At 44.9% G+C, this 16,198-nt stretch carries 11 protein-coding genes; 8 read left to right on the top strand and 3 right to left on the bottom strand.

Translation table 11 applies throughout. The annotated features are described in order from the left end of the window. Positions 1-41: 41 nt before the first annotated feature. Both SIO70_RS27985 and SIO70_RS27980 read left to right on the top strand, forming a co-directional pair. Positions 42-1,370, top strand: a complete 1,329-nt coding sequence (locus tag SIO70_RS27985; RefSeq protein ID WP_320576432.1) for a GAF domain-containing protein — start codon at positions 42-44, stop codon at positions 1,368-1,370. Continuing rightward, positions 1,327-2,406 (top strand): hypothetical protein, encoded by a 1,080-nt coding sequence (locus SIO70_RS27980; protein ID WP_320576430.1) that lies wholly within the window; start codon positions 1,327-1,329, stop codon positions 2,404-2,406. Before SIO70_RS27985 ends, SIO70_RS27980 begins: the two co-directional genes overlap by 44 nt. Here SIO70_RS27980 and SIO70_RS27975 read toward each other — a convergent pair. The 3 genes from SIO70_RS27975 to SIO70_RS27965 form a co-directional block, all read right to left on the bottom strand. Beyond that, positions 2,392-3,123 carry a T9SS type A sorting domain-containing protein gene (locus SIO70_RS27975; protein ID WP_320576428.1) on the bottom strand — a complete coding sequence of 244 codons (732 nt, stop codon included), beginning with the start codon at positions 3,121-3,123 and terminating at the stop codon, positions 2,392-2,394. The two genes, SIO70_RS27980 and SIO70_RS27975, sit on opposite strands and share 15 nt — an antisense overlap. A gap of 68 nt (positions 3,124-3,191) precedes the next feature. After that, complete coding sequence (locus SIO70_RS27970) at positions 3,192-3,575, bottom strand: DUF3037 domain-containing protein (RefSeq protein ID WP_320576427.1); 384 nt, start codon at positions 3,573-3,575, stop codon at positions 3,192-3,194. After that, complete coding sequence (locus SIO70_RS27965) at positions 3,553-4,347, bottom strand: HipA family kinase (protein WP_320576425.1); 795 nt, start codon at positions 4,345-4,347, stop codon at positions 3,553-3,555. The genes SIO70_RS27970 and SIO70_RS27965 overlap by 23 nt, the downstream gene beginning before the upstream one ends. 210 nt (positions 4,348-4,557) lie before the next feature. Between SIO70_RS27965 and SIO70_RS27960 the strand changes: the two genes are divergently transcribed. The 6 genes from SIO70_RS27960 (at position 4,558) to SIO70_RS27935 (ending at position 16,101) form a co-directional block, all read left to right on the top strand. Then, a complete protein-coding gene (locus SIO70_RS27960) occupies positions 4,558-5,142 on the top strand; it encodes an RNA polymerase sigma factor (protein ID WP_320576423.1) in 585 nt (194 codons plus the stop codon). Positions 5,143-5,196: 54 nt separating this feature from the next. Further along, the gene (locus SIO70_RS27955; RefSeq protein WP_320576421.1) at positions 5,197-6,330 is read left to right on the top strand and encodes a FecR family protein; all 1,134 of its coding nucleotides are present in this window, start codon (positions 5,197-5,199) and stop codon (positions 6,328-6,330) included. A 248-nt stretch (positions 6,331-6,578) separates the two neighbouring features. Then, entirely contained in the window at positions 6,579-10,115 is a 3,537-nt protein-coding gene (locus tag SIO70_RS27950) for a SusC/RagA family TonB-linked outer membrane protein (RefSeq protein WP_320576420.1), read from the top strand. Continuing rightward, positions 10,115-11,473: a RagB/SusD family nutrient uptake outer membrane protein gene (locus SIO70_RS27945; RefSeq protein WP_320576418.1), complete on the top strand. Its 1,359-nt coding sequence runs from the start codon at positions 10,115-10,117 to the stop codon at positions 11,471-11,473. The genes SIO70_RS27950 and SIO70_RS27945 overlap by 1 nt, the downstream gene beginning before the upstream one ends. A 75-nt stretch (positions 11,474-11,548) precedes the next feature. Then, entirely contained in the window at positions 11,549-13,546 is a 1,998-nt protein-coding gene (locus tag SIO70_RS27940) for a TlpA disulfide reductase family protein (protein ID WP_320576417.1), read from the top strand. Then, entirely contained in the window at positions 13,546-16,101 is a 2,556-nt protein-coding gene (locus SIO70_RS27935; RefSeq protein WP_320576414.1) for a S9 family peptidase, read from the top strand. The genes SIO70_RS27940 and SIO70_RS27935 overlap by 1 nt, the downstream gene beginning before the upstream one ends. Positions 16,102-16,198 lie beyond the last annotated feature (97 nt).

Below are 16,198 nucleotides of genomic sequence, written 5' to 3'. Positions count from 1 at the left end.
TTTGCTATACGTATACAGGTTTTTGCTATCTTCAATTACCAATGGAAAAAATAATACAGGAGTTATCGGGGATTGAGGTATCCAGCATGGATCTGGATGCCACCATATCATTCCAACCGTTTATCAATCGTCTCCGTGACAGGATCAGGAACGAGCAAACGGCAAAGAAAGCTTTGTATGAGCAGGTGCTGGCCACCTACGAAGCCTACAGCCTGTCGCAGGAGGAAATTGCATTAACAGATATCGACAAATACGAGGCCCTTCTGGACCTGATGTATGCTTGTCTTTCGCCTGCCATGACGGACGAAAGGGAGCTGGCATGGGCCATGAACATGCCTTTTCAGCCAATTATTTTCTACGGTACCACCCTGTTTTATGAACTGATGCGCAATCGTCGGGATGATCACGATATTTATGTGACTACGAAGAACGCTGACGACTATCATCGTAATCGTCTAAAATCATTATATTCCTTTGTACTGCAGAAGCTGTATAACTTCCAGGCACCTACGCAACTGCCGGATGTACATGCAGGTATCAACTTATCTACAGGTTTGTTGCAGTACTATGCCATGCAGATCAATATGGATTACATTGAAGTCACTGCCAAAGGCCCATTGCCTGAGCTGGATTTCAGTGAACTCTATATGCGTATGAGTGAAGGCGAGGGGTATGACATCCTGCTTGAAATGCTGCCATTGTCTCTCTTCAAAATTAGAGGGGTCTGTATCCTGAATCTCACAGACGTCACCGCTGAAAAAGCCATTGATAACATAGAGCGGATACGCCTGAACCGTACACCTGACAAGGAAGAAGAGAACTACAGGTATGTGATCAAATCACTGAAGACACTGGTTAAAAATAACCAGATTGAGTTTGATCTCTTCCCGTTTGTCAGGGTGAACAATGAACCTGTATACGGCTATGTAAAAGGCGGTACCGGTATCCTTTCCGAAGTATGGGGAGAAGGTCGTGTATCCCCCGAAGTGTTCCGCCGGCAGGCAAAAGGATATTTCTCCAATCCAAATTTCTTCTTCTCCCCTGATATATTTTCAGAAAAACAGCAGCAGCAGGACTACCTGGATCACTTCCGCAAACTGGGTGTGCGCTCACTGGCACTGATGCCGGTATTTCACAATCTTACACCGGTAGGAGTATTGGCAATCCATACCTGGGAAAACGCTTCTTTTGATGAGAAGGTTATTGTATTGCTGCAACCAGCCATGGCAGCCATCGGCCGTTTGTTACAGATCTATATTGATGAGTTCAACTATGAAATAGAAGGCATCATCAAAGAAAAATTTACCTCCATCCATCCAGCCAGCCGTGCAATGGAAGTTCAACGAAGTGGCCTGGCAATACCTGCATGATAAAAAACGCCATTTAGCTGATAAGGAATTCAATATTCACTTTGACAATGTTTATCCATTATATGGTGCGGTAGATATCCGCAACTCTACTATAGAACGGAACAAAGCCATTGTAGCCGACCTGGATACTCACCTGTCATTACTGGGTGGTATCCTGAATACCTTACAGGAACGCTATCCATCTTCCCTGCTGGAAGAGATGATTTACAAGTGCTGCAAGTGGCAGGAAATACTGGGATCAGACCAGCTGTATGCCAATGACGAGGATAAGCTGAATGGTTTCTTAAGAAAAGAAACAACACCATTCCTCTCGCATCTGGCTGTGCGACACCCGGAAAGCAAACCATTGGTAGATGAATACCTGAAAGTGCTGGAAGCTTTTAACAGCAGTACGACCGGTGAGAAATATTCACTGGAAGTATCTATGCAGCAGATCAATGAAGCAGTGAACGAATATTTCGAAATTGAGAAGATCCAGTTACAAAGCCTGTACCCCTGTTACTTTGAAAAGTTCAGAACGGATGGGGTAGAGTACGATGCATATATCGGACAGTCCATTGCACCTCAGCATCCTTTCGATCATTTTCATCTGAAGAATTTACGCCTCTGGCAACTATCCAGTATGGCAGCGATTGCACGCATTACGCGTGCTTTACTACCGAACATGCCTAAGGTGTTACGCACTACCCAACTCATCTTTGTACACAACCACACTATCGATATCAGTTTCAGGGCAGATGAAAGACGCTTTGATGTGGAAGGCGCTTACAACATCCGTTACCAGATGATCAAGAAGCGCATTGACAAAGTGCGCGTCAAGGATACAGAAGAGCGCCTTACCCAACCGGATAAGATCGTGCTGATCTATTTCGATGATAAGGATGTGGATGATTACCTGCCATTTATCGAATATCTACAGGAGAAGGACACCCTTTGCAGGGACCTGGAATACCTGTTGCTGGAAGATCTGCAGGGCTTAAGCGGTCTCAAGGCATTGCGTGTAGGTGTGGTGTACGAATCTTCACTGAACGATTAGTTTCTTCGTTTCTTTAATGCCTTTAGAAGTCAGTCGCACGAGGTACATGCCAGCCTCCAGGTCACTGATGCCCACATTCAGGCGGGTGGTACCTTCCTGCAATCCACCCAGGAAAGATTTCACCAAAGCACCCCGGCTATTGTAAAATTCAATTAATACTTCAGCAGCGGTTTGCAATTCATACTTAATATTGACATTGCCGGATGCGGGATTGGGAAAGACTTTCAGATCGGCGGAGGCTGTTTTCTCTTCCTGTGAGGAGACAGACACGGCGCTCCATGTAAAGGTCGTACCGGTATTGATCTCTTTCGCATTGCAGTTCAGGCTCAGCAGGTTGCTCTCCATAAAAACAAATTCTCCTTTTAAGTTTTGCAATGCAACGGTATTGTTGCTCAGGCCTACCCATTTAAAACGGGAGTTGTGATCAATCATCGTACTGGTACATCGCATTGGACTGGTAGATGTAACATAACGACCGTTACTACCCTGTAGGGCGATGGTGCTGTCGCCGGCATCGACAATTATAAATTGTTCGGAGGCGCTGATGGAGGTATGATCACATTTCATAGGGCCATACCTGTCAGCAGCAGACATGAGCCAGACATCGTTGAGCAGGTAAATAGTGCTGCCTACAGGAGCAGGGGGAATGGTATCCTGTGCTTGTACAGACAGGATAGCCATCAGCAACGATATGCAGCACAGTAAGTAAAGTTTCATGGATAGGTTTTAATATCAATATCAGATATGGAATACGGCTACTACATAACGTAATAAAAAATATTTTATTATAAAACTAATTGTGCATGTAAGCGCTGCAATGTTCCGGACAGGTCCCCACACAGTCCCGGATGTACTTTAGATGATTGAATAATAGTACTTCTTGTCGCAGTTAGCCAGCGAAAACGGGAAGGTTGGTCCAATTTGGCAATCGGTCCCGCGTCACGATTCCCTGCGGCAATCTGTTCAAAGGCAACCAGGTATGCGTTAAGTTCCTCCATATCGATATCCGGCGCCAGGCTCCTGATCTTTTCCTCGTTCAGGGTATAAATGGTTTGCAGATACCGCTGTTGTTTACAATACAGGATCACACCTATATTGAGAAACTCTTCGCGTACCACACTGGGAACTACGCGAATGACAGCATACTCATATAAGTGCTTCTCTTGCATGTTGTGCTTCTTTTACAAATATTTCAGACACGGCGAGGCGTGTAGTTAAGAAATTATAATATACCTGTCTTACATCATCCGGCGATTCGCCGGTAGGCCATACCTGCAACCATACGTCAGGGATCAGGTGCACGATTTCCCTGATCTTTCCAGGTGTCAGTATTGCTTTCAGTTGCGTATCTGCTTCCGCGATCATACTGGCCTGTGGCAGCAGTACATGGTCTTTGACCTGTACAAACGGCTTTTTGGCAGATTCCTCCCAATTATTCCAGGAGTGGTGAAAGTACAGGGACGCGCCATGATCTATCAGCCAAAGCTCTCGGTGCCACATAAGCATATTGGTATTGCGGGGGGTACGGTCTACATTGGTGAGCAGGCAGTCCATCCATACAATACGCGATGCCAGTTCAGGATCTATTTTAGTCACCACCGGATCGTAGGTAACAGCACCTGACAGGTAATGGACACCCAGGTTCAGTCCAACACTTGCCTTCAGGAGGTCCTGTATTTCCTCATCGGGTTCCGTACGGCCAAAGGCACTATCCAGGTTGGCAAACACGATTTCCGGCATTTTCAACCCTAATGTGCGGGCTATTTCTCCTCCTATCAGTTCGGCTATCAGGGCTTTGATACCCTGGCCGGCACCCCGGAATTTCAGTACATACAGGAAACCGTCATCCGCTTCAGCGATGGCGGGTAGGGAGCCGCCTTCCCGAAGCGGCGTGACATATCTTGTTACGCTAACGGTTCTAAGCTCAGGTTGTTGATTCATACCCGCAAGTTAGGTAAAAGAGGTAATAACCTTCATACACTCAGGGAGATAACCCGCCTATAACCCGCCTATAAGCCGCCCATAACCCGTAGATAACCCGCATCTATATAAAGGCGGGTTATCTACGGGTTACCTGCGATTTATATATGGTTTACTCTTATTTCTTACCCCTTTTCGATGTATCTTGCACCATAATTCTGCATTTTTCATTTGACGGATCAATTCACAACATGGATAAGAGAATCGGCGGACGGCAATCAGCTGGCATATGGTTATTTATATACCCATCATTACCCCCGTCTGCAGGTTGCCATTACCTTTATTACCCAGGATAAGGTCGAAACCGAAGAGATCCTGCAGGAGACTTTCCTCCGTATCTGGAAAACAAAAGAGAAGTTATTACTGGTCCGGTCATTTGAAGACTACGCCTTCCGGGTAGCCAAAAACCTCCTGTTTGACCACCTCCGGCGCAAAAAGGTGCACCTGAAAGCCATCGACACCATCTTCCGGCATCAGGACGATGCTACTACCGGTGGCGACCATCAGCTGGTATATAAAGAATACCATGAAATTGCCACCCGAGCCATCGATACCCTCGATCCTCAGAAAAAGGAGATTTTCCTGCTACGCACACAGGAAGGACTCAGTTTTGAAGAAATTGCCGACAAATGCGGGATCGCTGTAGTCACCGTCAAAAAACATTTTTACGCAGCCTTTCATACCCTCAAAAAGCTTCTGAATGAGCATGGTGGCGTATTTACCTTCCTCCTCATCGTCTGGTCCAGGGGGCATTAGCATTTTTTTTTCAAAACAGCGTATACGAATCTTTCACGAGTTCGTCTCTAGTATATGAGCGACGAACAGATCATCCATTTAATTCATAAATACAGGAGCGGTACACTGACCGAAGCGGAGGAGCTGGCTTTTTTTAGCTGGTATGCTGAAGTGGAGGCCGATGCGTTCCATCGTATCCTGCAACAGGCAGGAGAAGTGGATTATGTGCCAGCGTCGCCTGCGTTTCTGTCTTCACTGGAGGAGCGCTTACAAAATAAAGAAGGGGTAGTCAGGAGAATGCCACTCCTGCGCCGCGCTGCTGCTGCAGCGGCCATCATTATACTGGGCGCCTCCGCCTGGTATGTTTTCAAACCACAACGCAGACCTATACCACCAATGGAAGTCGCAACGGTGAATGATGTACAACCCGGTAAAAGCGGTGCCGTGCTCACCCTTGCCAACGGTCAGGTCATAGCCCTGGATAGTACCGGCAATGGGGTGATTGCCAACCAGAATGGAACCACGGTGACATTAAAGAATGGTAGTCTGAGCTACAATGCAGACAAAGCAGCCTCCGTGAGCTACAACATGATCCATACGCCGAATGCCAGACAGTTCAAACTGGTATTGCCGGATGGTACCACTGTATGGCTCAATGCAGGTAGTTCCCTCAAATATCCCACCGCCTTTACAGGTAGTGAGAGAACCGTTACTATTACGGGGGAAGCCTTCTTCGATGTAGCGAAAGATGCAGTACATCCTTTTGTAGTAGAAGTAGCCAATCAAATGATAATACAGGTACTGGGTACACAGTTCAATATCAATGCCTATACCGACGAGCAGCAAATCAAAGCGACCCTGATACAGGGCAGTATCAGGGTGAACAATGGTGCCGCAACGGTTGTATTGCAACCGGGCCAGCAGGCGCAGGTGAACGACGGCATCACCGTGAATAGTCACATAAACACAGTACAGGTAACAGCCTGGAAAGATGGGGTCTTCAACTTTGATGATTTGGGAGTAGAGGCGGTTATGCATCAACTGGCCAGATGGTATGATATCGAGGTGGTTTATGAACAGGGAGTTCCAACCAGCCGATTCTATGGCGAAATAGGTCGTAACCTAAGCCTGGCGCAGGTACTGGAAGGCTTAAAACTGTCAGGGGTACATTTTAGAATTGAAGGTAAACGGTTGATCGTATTACCGTAAGCACCACAACCATGTGAATTGTTTTTCAATATAAGTTCGTCTAAACGAAAAACCGCCCAGAGGTAGGATTCTGAGCGGCTAAGGTCCGGATGCACTGAATAGACAATTATTTAGGGACAACTGAATTTTTCAATCAACCAAACCAAATGCAAGGTATGCAAAAAATTGCTTTTTGTGACCGGGCCGACCGTGTCATGCCTTTTTACCGGCTCTATGGAAGCCGGTTGTCAGCCAAAATCATGTTAGTTATGAAGCTAACCATCGTATTAATGACCATTGCATTCATGGGGGTATATGCAAATGGCCGATCTCAATCAGTGACAATGTCCGGCAATAATATTTCGCTGGAAAAAACATTTTCTACTATTCGTACGCAAACAGGATATCTCGTATTCTGTGACCGTGAATTATTGTCTGAAGCTGCCCCGGTTTCTGTAGCAGCGACTAACATGCCGCTGAACCAGTTCCTGGAACTTATCTTCAAAAATCAATCCCTGCAATACCTGATCCGCGAGCAGACGATCTTCGTGAGTAAGAAGATAAAACTGCCGGGTGTACCTGAAGTGATCAGTACTGTACCTGTAGAAGGTATCGTGCACGAGGCCGGTGGATACCCGCTGGAAGGTGCGACTGTGAAGGTGAAGAACGGCCCCGTGTCCGTAATCACCAATTCAAAAGGGTATTTTGACCTGAATGCGAAAGTGGGTGATGTGCTGGTAATTACTTTCGTAGGGTTTGAGCCACAGGAGATAAAAATCACCAACAGCACAACACTGGATATTGCTTTGAAAAGACAGGTGGTGAATGTAGATGAAGTTACAGTGAGTGTGAGCACCGGCTACCAGACGATTTCCAAAGAAAGAGCGACGGGGTCTTATGGTGTGATCACTGCAAAAGAAATTGCAGCTACACCTACTATTGATATCATGCAAAGACTGGAAGGTAAGGTACCTGGTGTGAAAATAGATGTGAACACCGGTATTGTACAGATCAGAAGTACAAATACTTATTCAACTACTTCAGAGCCATTGGTCGTAATTGACGGGTTCCCCATGATCGCTGTCGGTGATAACCAAAGACTAACCTCCATTGGTAATTCCCAGATGGCCAACAATACTGTGCTGTCTAAGATCAACCCTGAAGATATTGACCAGATCACTTTCCTCAAGGATGCGGTAGCCACTTCTGTATGGGGGGCAAAAGGTGCGAATGGTGTGATCGTGATCACTACTAAACACGGTAAGAAAGGGTTACCTACGTTGAACTTTTCGTCTACCTTTGGTGTGGCGTCTGCGCCTAAATTCTCCAAAATGCACTGGATGAGCACTGCTCAGTATGTAGACCTGGAAAAAGACCTGGTGAACAAGGGATTCATTACCGATGCCAAACAGAGTAGTTACTACAATCCTTTGTATGCTAGCAATCCGAGTGAAGTGCAGGAATGGCTCTTCAAAGTACAGCGTGGCGAAGCGACACAGGCAGAAGCGGATGCTGCCATCGATGAAATTTCTAAACGCAATAATGAAGGACAGATCAGGCAATACCTGCTGCGCAAAGCAATTTCCCAACAGTACAACCTGTCTATTTCCGGTGGTAATGATGTCAATTCTTATTACATCTCCGCTAACCATAACAGGGATAATCCAATTTATAGAAGTAACAATGCTGACAATACTAACCTGACAGCCAACCTCTCCAATAAACTGTGGAACAACAGGGTGACGATCAGCACAGGTTTTAGCTACCAGATTGCTAATACAAAATCGAACCAGGCCGCAGTTGATGCATTGGGTGCTACTACCACCTCTCTTCGTCCTTACGATATGCTGGTAAACAGCGATGGTAGCCTGATACAACGTTCTATTAAATTCCGTCCGGAATTTGCAGACAGTCTGACGAACCTTGGTTATCTTCCCTTTACATATAACGCTATTCAGGAGTTAAACTACAGCAATAACAAGAGTACGTCCAATACTGCCCGTTTCAATTCTGGTATCAATGTTAAGATCATGCCATGGCTGACTGCAGATGTAAGTGGTCAGTATCAGCGTTATAACTATTACCTGAGCACGATCAATGAAATAGATAGCTATGTGGGCCGTATGAATATGAATACTTTCACTACTATATCCTCTACTACGGGCAGACCAGTGTATAGTATTCCTTACGGCGGTACTTATTATATCCAGCAGTCTATGAACAGTGAATATGCACTGCGCGGACAACTGAATTTCAATAAAACCATTCACAGTTATCACCATATTACAGCGCTGGCAGGTTCTGAAATCCGCCAGACGTATACAAAAGGTGATGCGAGTACCCGTTATGGATATGATCAGGATGCCAATACCTTTGGTTCCATCAATCCCACTACCTACTACAATACGATGTATGGGTACACCCAGCAGATTGGTAATAACCTGAGTGCGATCACAGAGCAAAGGAACCGTTACCTGTCTTACTTTGGTAATGTGGCTTACAATTACAAAGCGAAGTATGACCTGTCTGGTAGTGTTCGCTTTGATGATTATACCCTGTTGGGTATTGCTCGTAGCAAACGTGCAAAACCTTTCTGGTCTGTAGGTGGTAAATGGAACATTCAGCAGGAAAACTTTATGCAGTCATATAGCTGGCTGAGTAACCTGAGTGCACGGCTGACTTACGGTACAGGTGGTTCCGTTCCGTTGGCTGGTTATAATAAAGCCATTATTTCCCTTGGTTCAACTGATGATAATACACAGTTGCCAACAGGTACTATCAGCAATCCGGCTAATCAGCAGCTGCAATGGGAAACTACCCGCACCCTGAATGGTGGCCTGGATATCGGCGTGTTCAACAACCGCCTCACAGCCAGCATCGATGTATATCATAAATGGAGCAGTGGTATTGTGGTGTACCAGCCGTACAACTCTACTTATGGATGGTCTTACGTGTACTTCAACTCAGGAAAACTCCAGAGCCATGGTATTGATCTGGGGCTGACTGCCACCTGGATGGATACAAAAGATATGACCATCAGCTCTACAATCAACTTTGCTTACAGCAATAATAGGGTAACAGACAGCCGTTACAGCAACGTCACCGTGAGTTCTCTAGTAGGCGGTGCACAGACGTTGGATGGTTATCCAATCGGAGCTCAGTTTGTATACCGTTCTGCAGGCCTGGATGAAACTGGTCAGACGCAGATCTACGATAAGAATAATAAGATCATCAAAAGTACAGAAGCGATTCCGACCACTTTTGGTAAAGATGATCTGAAATATGTAGGTGTGAAAGCTGCTCCTTACTTCGGTGGATTCCTGAACAACTTCAGGTATAAGAATTTTGACCTGCAGGTACAGATTACTTATTACATGGGTGGTAAGTTTATGAAACCATCAGTGAATGGTTATCCTCAGTACTCTTCTTTCTATGGTGTATTGGGTCGCCAGGAAGATTTTGCAAAGAGATGGCGTGAAGCAGGCGACGAGGCGACTACTATCGTACCGGGTCTCGATAACATTAACTACAATAGCTTCCAGCGTTATCAATTCTCAGATAAGCTGTTAAGAAGTGGCGACAATATCCGTCTGCAGCAGATTTCACTGGGTTATCATTTCCCACAAAGCATGCTGCCTAAGAAGGTGATCAAGAGTCTTTCCATCAGTGGCAATGTGCGTAACCTGGGTATGATCTGGGCAGCGAACAAGGAGAAATATGATCCGCAGTACCTGAATGTCAGCAGCAGTTTTTACAGTGCGCCTCCGGTGACCAGCTATTTGTTTAACATTAATGCATCATTCTAATGAAAAAAGTAATTTTCTATATAGCGGTTGCACTGTTAGCAACAGGTTGCCGCAAATACGTGGAGATCGATCAGATAGGACAGCGGGTGCTGACCTATACCAGTGATTACAGAGCGCTGATGGATAACTCCAGCGAAATGGAGAACTGTTTTGGTCTGGCTACCTATTCCAACGATGATACCCGGTTCCTGGATACGAACAAACAGATCCAGATGACTGATATTTATTACAATGCTTATCAATGGAAATCTCAATACTGGGCAGATGCACAATCTGATGCTGACTGGGATAAAATGTATAAAACCATTTACAACTGTAACCTGACGCTGGAAGGTGTGCTGAACAGTGAAAAAGGTACAGATGCCGATAAAAAGCAGATCTATGCTGAAGCATTGGTACATCGTGCATATACCTTTTGGGTACTTGTAAATCTATATGGTAAACAGTATGACAGTACAACAGCTTCTACTGACCTGGGTATCCCCATGGTTGTATCTACTGATTTGTACGCCAGTTTGAAGAGGGCTTCTGTACAGACTGTATACAACCAGATCCTGAATGACCTGTTGTCATCTTTAGATGCATTGCCATCTTTGCCGGACTACAATACCCGTCCATCCAAAGCAGGTGTATATGCAGTACTGGCAAGGGTATACCTGTGCATAAGACAGTTTGACAAAGCGCGTAGTTATGCAGAACAGGCACTGGCATTGCAGAATGGTTTGCTTGACCTGCGTAATTACCAGACCAGCACTACCAGCTTTCCACAGCGTCTGAAAGATCCAGAAGTGATCTTCTCTAAGGTCAGCAATGGGTATTACGAGGGTATGCAGCTGGATACAGCGTTGCTCACATTGCTGGGTACGAAGGATCTGCGTTATAAACTGTTCGTAAGACCAGGTAGTAATTTCTATCCTACATTTAATGGTTATGGCTACTCCCGTTATATGTATACAAGTGAGTACTATCCGCTCTACCAGGGGCCAAACGTGCCTGAAATGATGCTGATCATAGCCGAAGCAGCAGCCCGCTCAAATGATGCCAGCACTGCTGTGAGTATGATCAACTCCATCCGTGAAAAACGTTTTGCTACTACCGACTACGTCGCTGTAGATGCGACCACCGGTGCAGACGCGATGCAACTCGTGATTGCCGAAAGAAGAAGAGAATTCTTCGGTACAGGTCTCAGATGGTTTGACCAGAAACGCCTGAACAAAGATGCGGCCTACCAGGTAACAGTATCCCGTACTTTTAAAGGTGTCACCACTACATTATTGCCAAACAGCAATCGCTATGTTTTCCCGATTGGCAACAAGTATATCCTGTTAAATCCGGAGATCGAACAAAATCCAGAATAACAAAAACCAACCATAATGAGGTGTTGGGGGAGAGTGTCACAGCTCTCTCCCGTACGCCTTGCAAACAACCCAACAATGAAGTATACATGGATCAGTGCGCTGGCTATGATGCTGGCAGTGCCAGGTGTTGGCTTTAGCCAGACAGATAGCAGCAGGTTACAAAAAAGTGGTGTGCCCGTAGCAGGCGATACGTTGACCATTCATTACAATCCCGCTGGCGGTCCGCTGGCAGGAAAGGAGCATATCCGTGGAATGGTATATACCTTTCGCAACTACAGATGGGGATTGGATGATGTGAACCTGCAGTTGCACAATGGCAGCTATGATGCAAAATATTTAGTGCCGGATAACTGTGCATTGGTAGCATTCAAATTCTATGTAGAACAGGATGGTCAGATCGCCGCTTATGATAACAATAGTGATTATGGTTTTGTAGAAACCACTATTAATAAACAGGGTGTAGCACTGCCTGGTGGTGCACTGGCATGGGGTTTATTCCGTAAACCTTCCTTCGGTCATGCGCCGCAGGGATACTTCGAAAAATTCAATATCAGTGATGAAGCGCTGGAAATGTGGATACGTAAGGAAATTAAATATTACCCTCAGTACATGCCACGTTATTTCGGTGAGTACCTGGCTATGCTGAAAATGAGCCTGGGTGATGAATACAATGAAAAGGTGGAGAGGAACCTCGTTCGCCTGGCAGGTTTACCAGATATCGATGAATCTAACTATTACCAGATCTTTAGCACTTATCAGTTTGAACTGAAAGATACCCACAAAGGGGATTCAGTAAAAGCAATATTATTAGCTAAATACCCACATGGTCGTCAGGCACGTCATCAGGCATATATTGCAGCTTACAATAGTGAGCAGAACGATGCTAAGCTGGGTAAGATGGAAAAATTTTTGAAAGACTTCCCGGTTGCAGAAATGCGCAAAGATTCCGGTGCTGAACAGCAGTACATGTATTACAGCATCTACAGGGAACTGGCAGTTGGCTATGTGGCAACAGGACAATCAGATAAACTGATTGCATTGCTGCCACAAATGGACTTCGCTTCCCTGGTAGAAATTTATCGCTGGAATGTAGAACGTCATTTTATGACGAACAGTATGCCGCTGGATAGTATATATCCTTTAGGAAATGCCATGATGAAAGAGCTGATCAGCAAGGTACATGATGGCTCTTACAATGAAAACCTGCGCTTTACTCCCAATCAGGCAGATGAATTTGCGATGAGTCAGCTGGATAAAAAACTGGCGGTACAGGTACGCATGCTGGACAAAATGGGCCGCTATGCAGAGGCGATGCCTTACCTGCGTATGATCTCTCCAACCTTTATATACACCAATGCAAAACTGAATGATGCACATATCGACATCCTGGAGCATACAGGCAATGCAGCACAGGCAGCGGCAGTACTGGAGACAGGTGTAAGTAATAATGCAGCTACGCAGGGTATGATTGAGAAACTGAAGAAGGAGTATGTAGCAAAGAATGGGAAGGAAGATGGTTTTGATGTTTATATGGAAAGTCTGAAGCCTGCTGCAGATGTAGAGAAGTTAAGAGCTGAAATTAGGTCCCACCTGATCAGTGAAAAATATACTCCATTTAAATTAGAAGATTTAAATGGCAGGACGGTTAGCAGTGCTACAGATTTTAAAGATAAAATAGTAGTGATAGATTTCTGGGCCTTGTGGTGTACGCCTTGTAAATCAGCATTCCCCGGTATGCAGATGGTGGTAGACAAATATGCGAAAGATAAGCATGTCGCATTATATTTTATTGCTACGCAGGCAGCCAATAAAAACTATAAAGAGGAAATCAAGAGCTATATTAGCAAATCAGGTTACCGCTTCAATGTATTGTTGGATGAAATTACAAGCAAAGGTGCACAGAACCAGGTATTCAGATCTATGGTACCGGTGTTCAGGTCATCTGGTATTCCTCGCAAGGTGGTGCTGAAGAATGGTGTGATCCGCTGGACATCAGAAGGATATGGTGGTAGTGCGAGCAAACTGGTGGATGAACTGAGCTATGTAATTGACCTGTTAAAAAATGAGAATTGATGAAAGGGAAATTAATGCTGGTGGCACTGCTGGGAATGCAGGTTGCAGTGGCTCAGAAAAAAATAATTGATACGACTGCATATAAGGAGTGGAAAAGGATCGGTACGCCATCTCTATCCTACGATGGTCAGTGGATGTTGTACCGCTATAGCGAAAATGAGCAGGGCTTGCAATACCTGGTAAATACTTCCACTGGCAAAGCGACCACCTTTAGTAATATGAACAGTCCTGAATTTATAGGCAGGGGGAAGTGGATAAAGTTCACCAGGAATGATTCCACCGTGCTGAGACGCTTGAAAGACGGACATGAAGAATACTGGACCAGGAGTAGCTATTTTATTGGTAATGACAATAGTACGACCTTGAGTTACAGCGCCTCCGGCAAACAGGTAGTCGTAGATATAAATACCGGCGACAGCACTGTACTGAATGGTGCAGGCAGGTGTAGTTTCTATGACGGCGGGGTTGTTTACATCAAGGGAAACCAGTTGCTGGCAGGTCCGTTAAAGGGAAAGCAGGCAGTGTTGTTTACAGGGCCGATTGATGATTTAAACTTTAACATGCGCAGGAAAGAGGGGACGGTCTTATCTGACAAAAAGGTATATTATTTTTCTATAAAAAGTGGAAAGACTTCCTTCGTGTTTGATTACAGGGACATAAAAGCCCCTGCCGGTTATAAAGTAAACGAACAGGCGCCGCCTGTTACCGCGGGAACCAAACAGTTTGTACTTGATGTAATGCGTACAGCGGAACCAGTTATGCGTCCGCAACCACAGAATACCGGTTTTCAACTGGAACTGTGGACATGGAATGAGCCGGTAACACAGCGTTTGCAACGCAAGGGTGTGTACGACAAAAACATGATGAACCAGGCGAAGTTTGTTTATAACATAGATACAAAGACAGTGGTAGAAGTAGCACCTGAAATGTCTGGTCAGCTGGTAACACCCTCCAGCGAAACATTTGAGTATGTGCTTGCATTGGACCCAGCTCCTTATAAGGTGGATATCGATTACCGCTATAATAGCAATGTGGACATTTACCTGGTAAATGTACATACAGGAGAAAAAAGACTGATTGCAAAAGATAGTTATGAAACGCCAGTTTGGAGCCCGAATGGTAAATTTGCTATTTACTATGATACACAGAAAAAGATATGGGAAAAGATTGATCTGAGTACGGGTAATTTTATAAACATCTCTGATCAGATTGGTTTTCCTGTGAATGATGAGGAGTGGGACCAACCGGGTCGTAATCCTGCTTATGGGCTGGCAGGCTACCTGGATGGTGGAAATACGGTGGTGTTTTACGACAGGTATGATATGTGGGCGGTAGACCTGACAGGTCAGCGCAAACCTTATTCACTGACAGGTCAGTATGGCCGTCAGCATAAAGTGATGCTGCGTCTGAACGGAATGGAATATATGGAACAGATGGATCTGAGTAAGCCTTTATTGCTGCGTAGTTTCAATGAAAATACAAAGTCACGGGGAGTGTACAAATTGCAATCTGTGGGGAGAGTAGAAAGCGTAGCAGATAATCCTGGTTTTAATTTGAAGATTGGTTCTATATCAGGTGATGGCCGTTCCTGCATCTTTACAAAGGAAAGTTACCAGGTCAACCCGGATATATGGTATGGTGATATTGATTTTAAGAAAACAAGGCAACTGACTGATTTTAATCCGCAACAGAAAGATTACAAATGGGGGACTGCGAAGGTAGTAAGTTGGAAAACTTTTGATGGCAGGGATGATGAAGGTTTGTTGTACCTGCCGGAAGGTTATGATTCTACAAAAGTTTATCCGATGATTGTAGATTTCTATGAGACACATACGCAGGATCTGCATGAATATATTGTACCTGAGTACAGCACAAGTACGATCAATATTAGTACCTATGTGAGCAATGGGTACCTGGTATTCCGTCCGGATGTACATTACGTCATTGGTAAGCCGGGTGAGAGTGTGTATAATTGTGTGGTGAGTGGGGTGAAATCTCTGATTGATAAAAAAATAGCTGATAAAGATGCAGTAGGTTTACAGGGGCATAGCTTTGGTGGTTATGAAGCTGCTTACCTCGTGACTAGAACGGATGTATTTAAATGTGCGAATATTGGTGCGGGTGTGGTGAATATGACTTACAATTATACGGCGATACGGCAGAATGGTGCGCCATGTCTGTTTAAGTTTGAATCAGAGCAGTATAGAATGGGGAAGAGCCTGTGGGAAGATAAGGAAGGGTATATTAGCAATTCTGCTATTTTTAATGCTGATAAGATTCATACACCATTGATGATCTTTCATAACGATAAAGATGGAGCAGTACCGTTTACACATGGACTGGATCTGTTCCTGAGTATGCGTAGGCTGCAGCGTCCGGCGTGGTTACTGAATTATAAAGGTGGTAATCATACGTTGGAAGATTTGCCGGCACAGAAGGATTTTACTATTCGTATGCAGGGTTTCTTTGATCATTATTTGAAGAAGACGGCTATGCCGAGATGGATGAGTGAGGGGATAAGTGTGGATGAGAGAAATGTAGATCAGAAATATTAAGAGAGGGGAAATGATTGATCTGCCGGAAAAGGAATTATACAGATAAGTGAAAGTTTCATTTTATTATGCGTTTAGATAGGTAAGTGGATAATTCATT

The organism is Chitinophaga sancti (assembly GCF_034087045.1).
GTDB lineage: Bacteria > Bacteroidota > Bacteroidia > Chitinophagales > Chitinophagaceae > Chitinophaga > Chitinophaga sancti_B.
The sequence above is the reverse complement of the archived record's forward strand: the minus strand, read 5'-3'. Positions and strand labels throughout refer to the sequence as shown.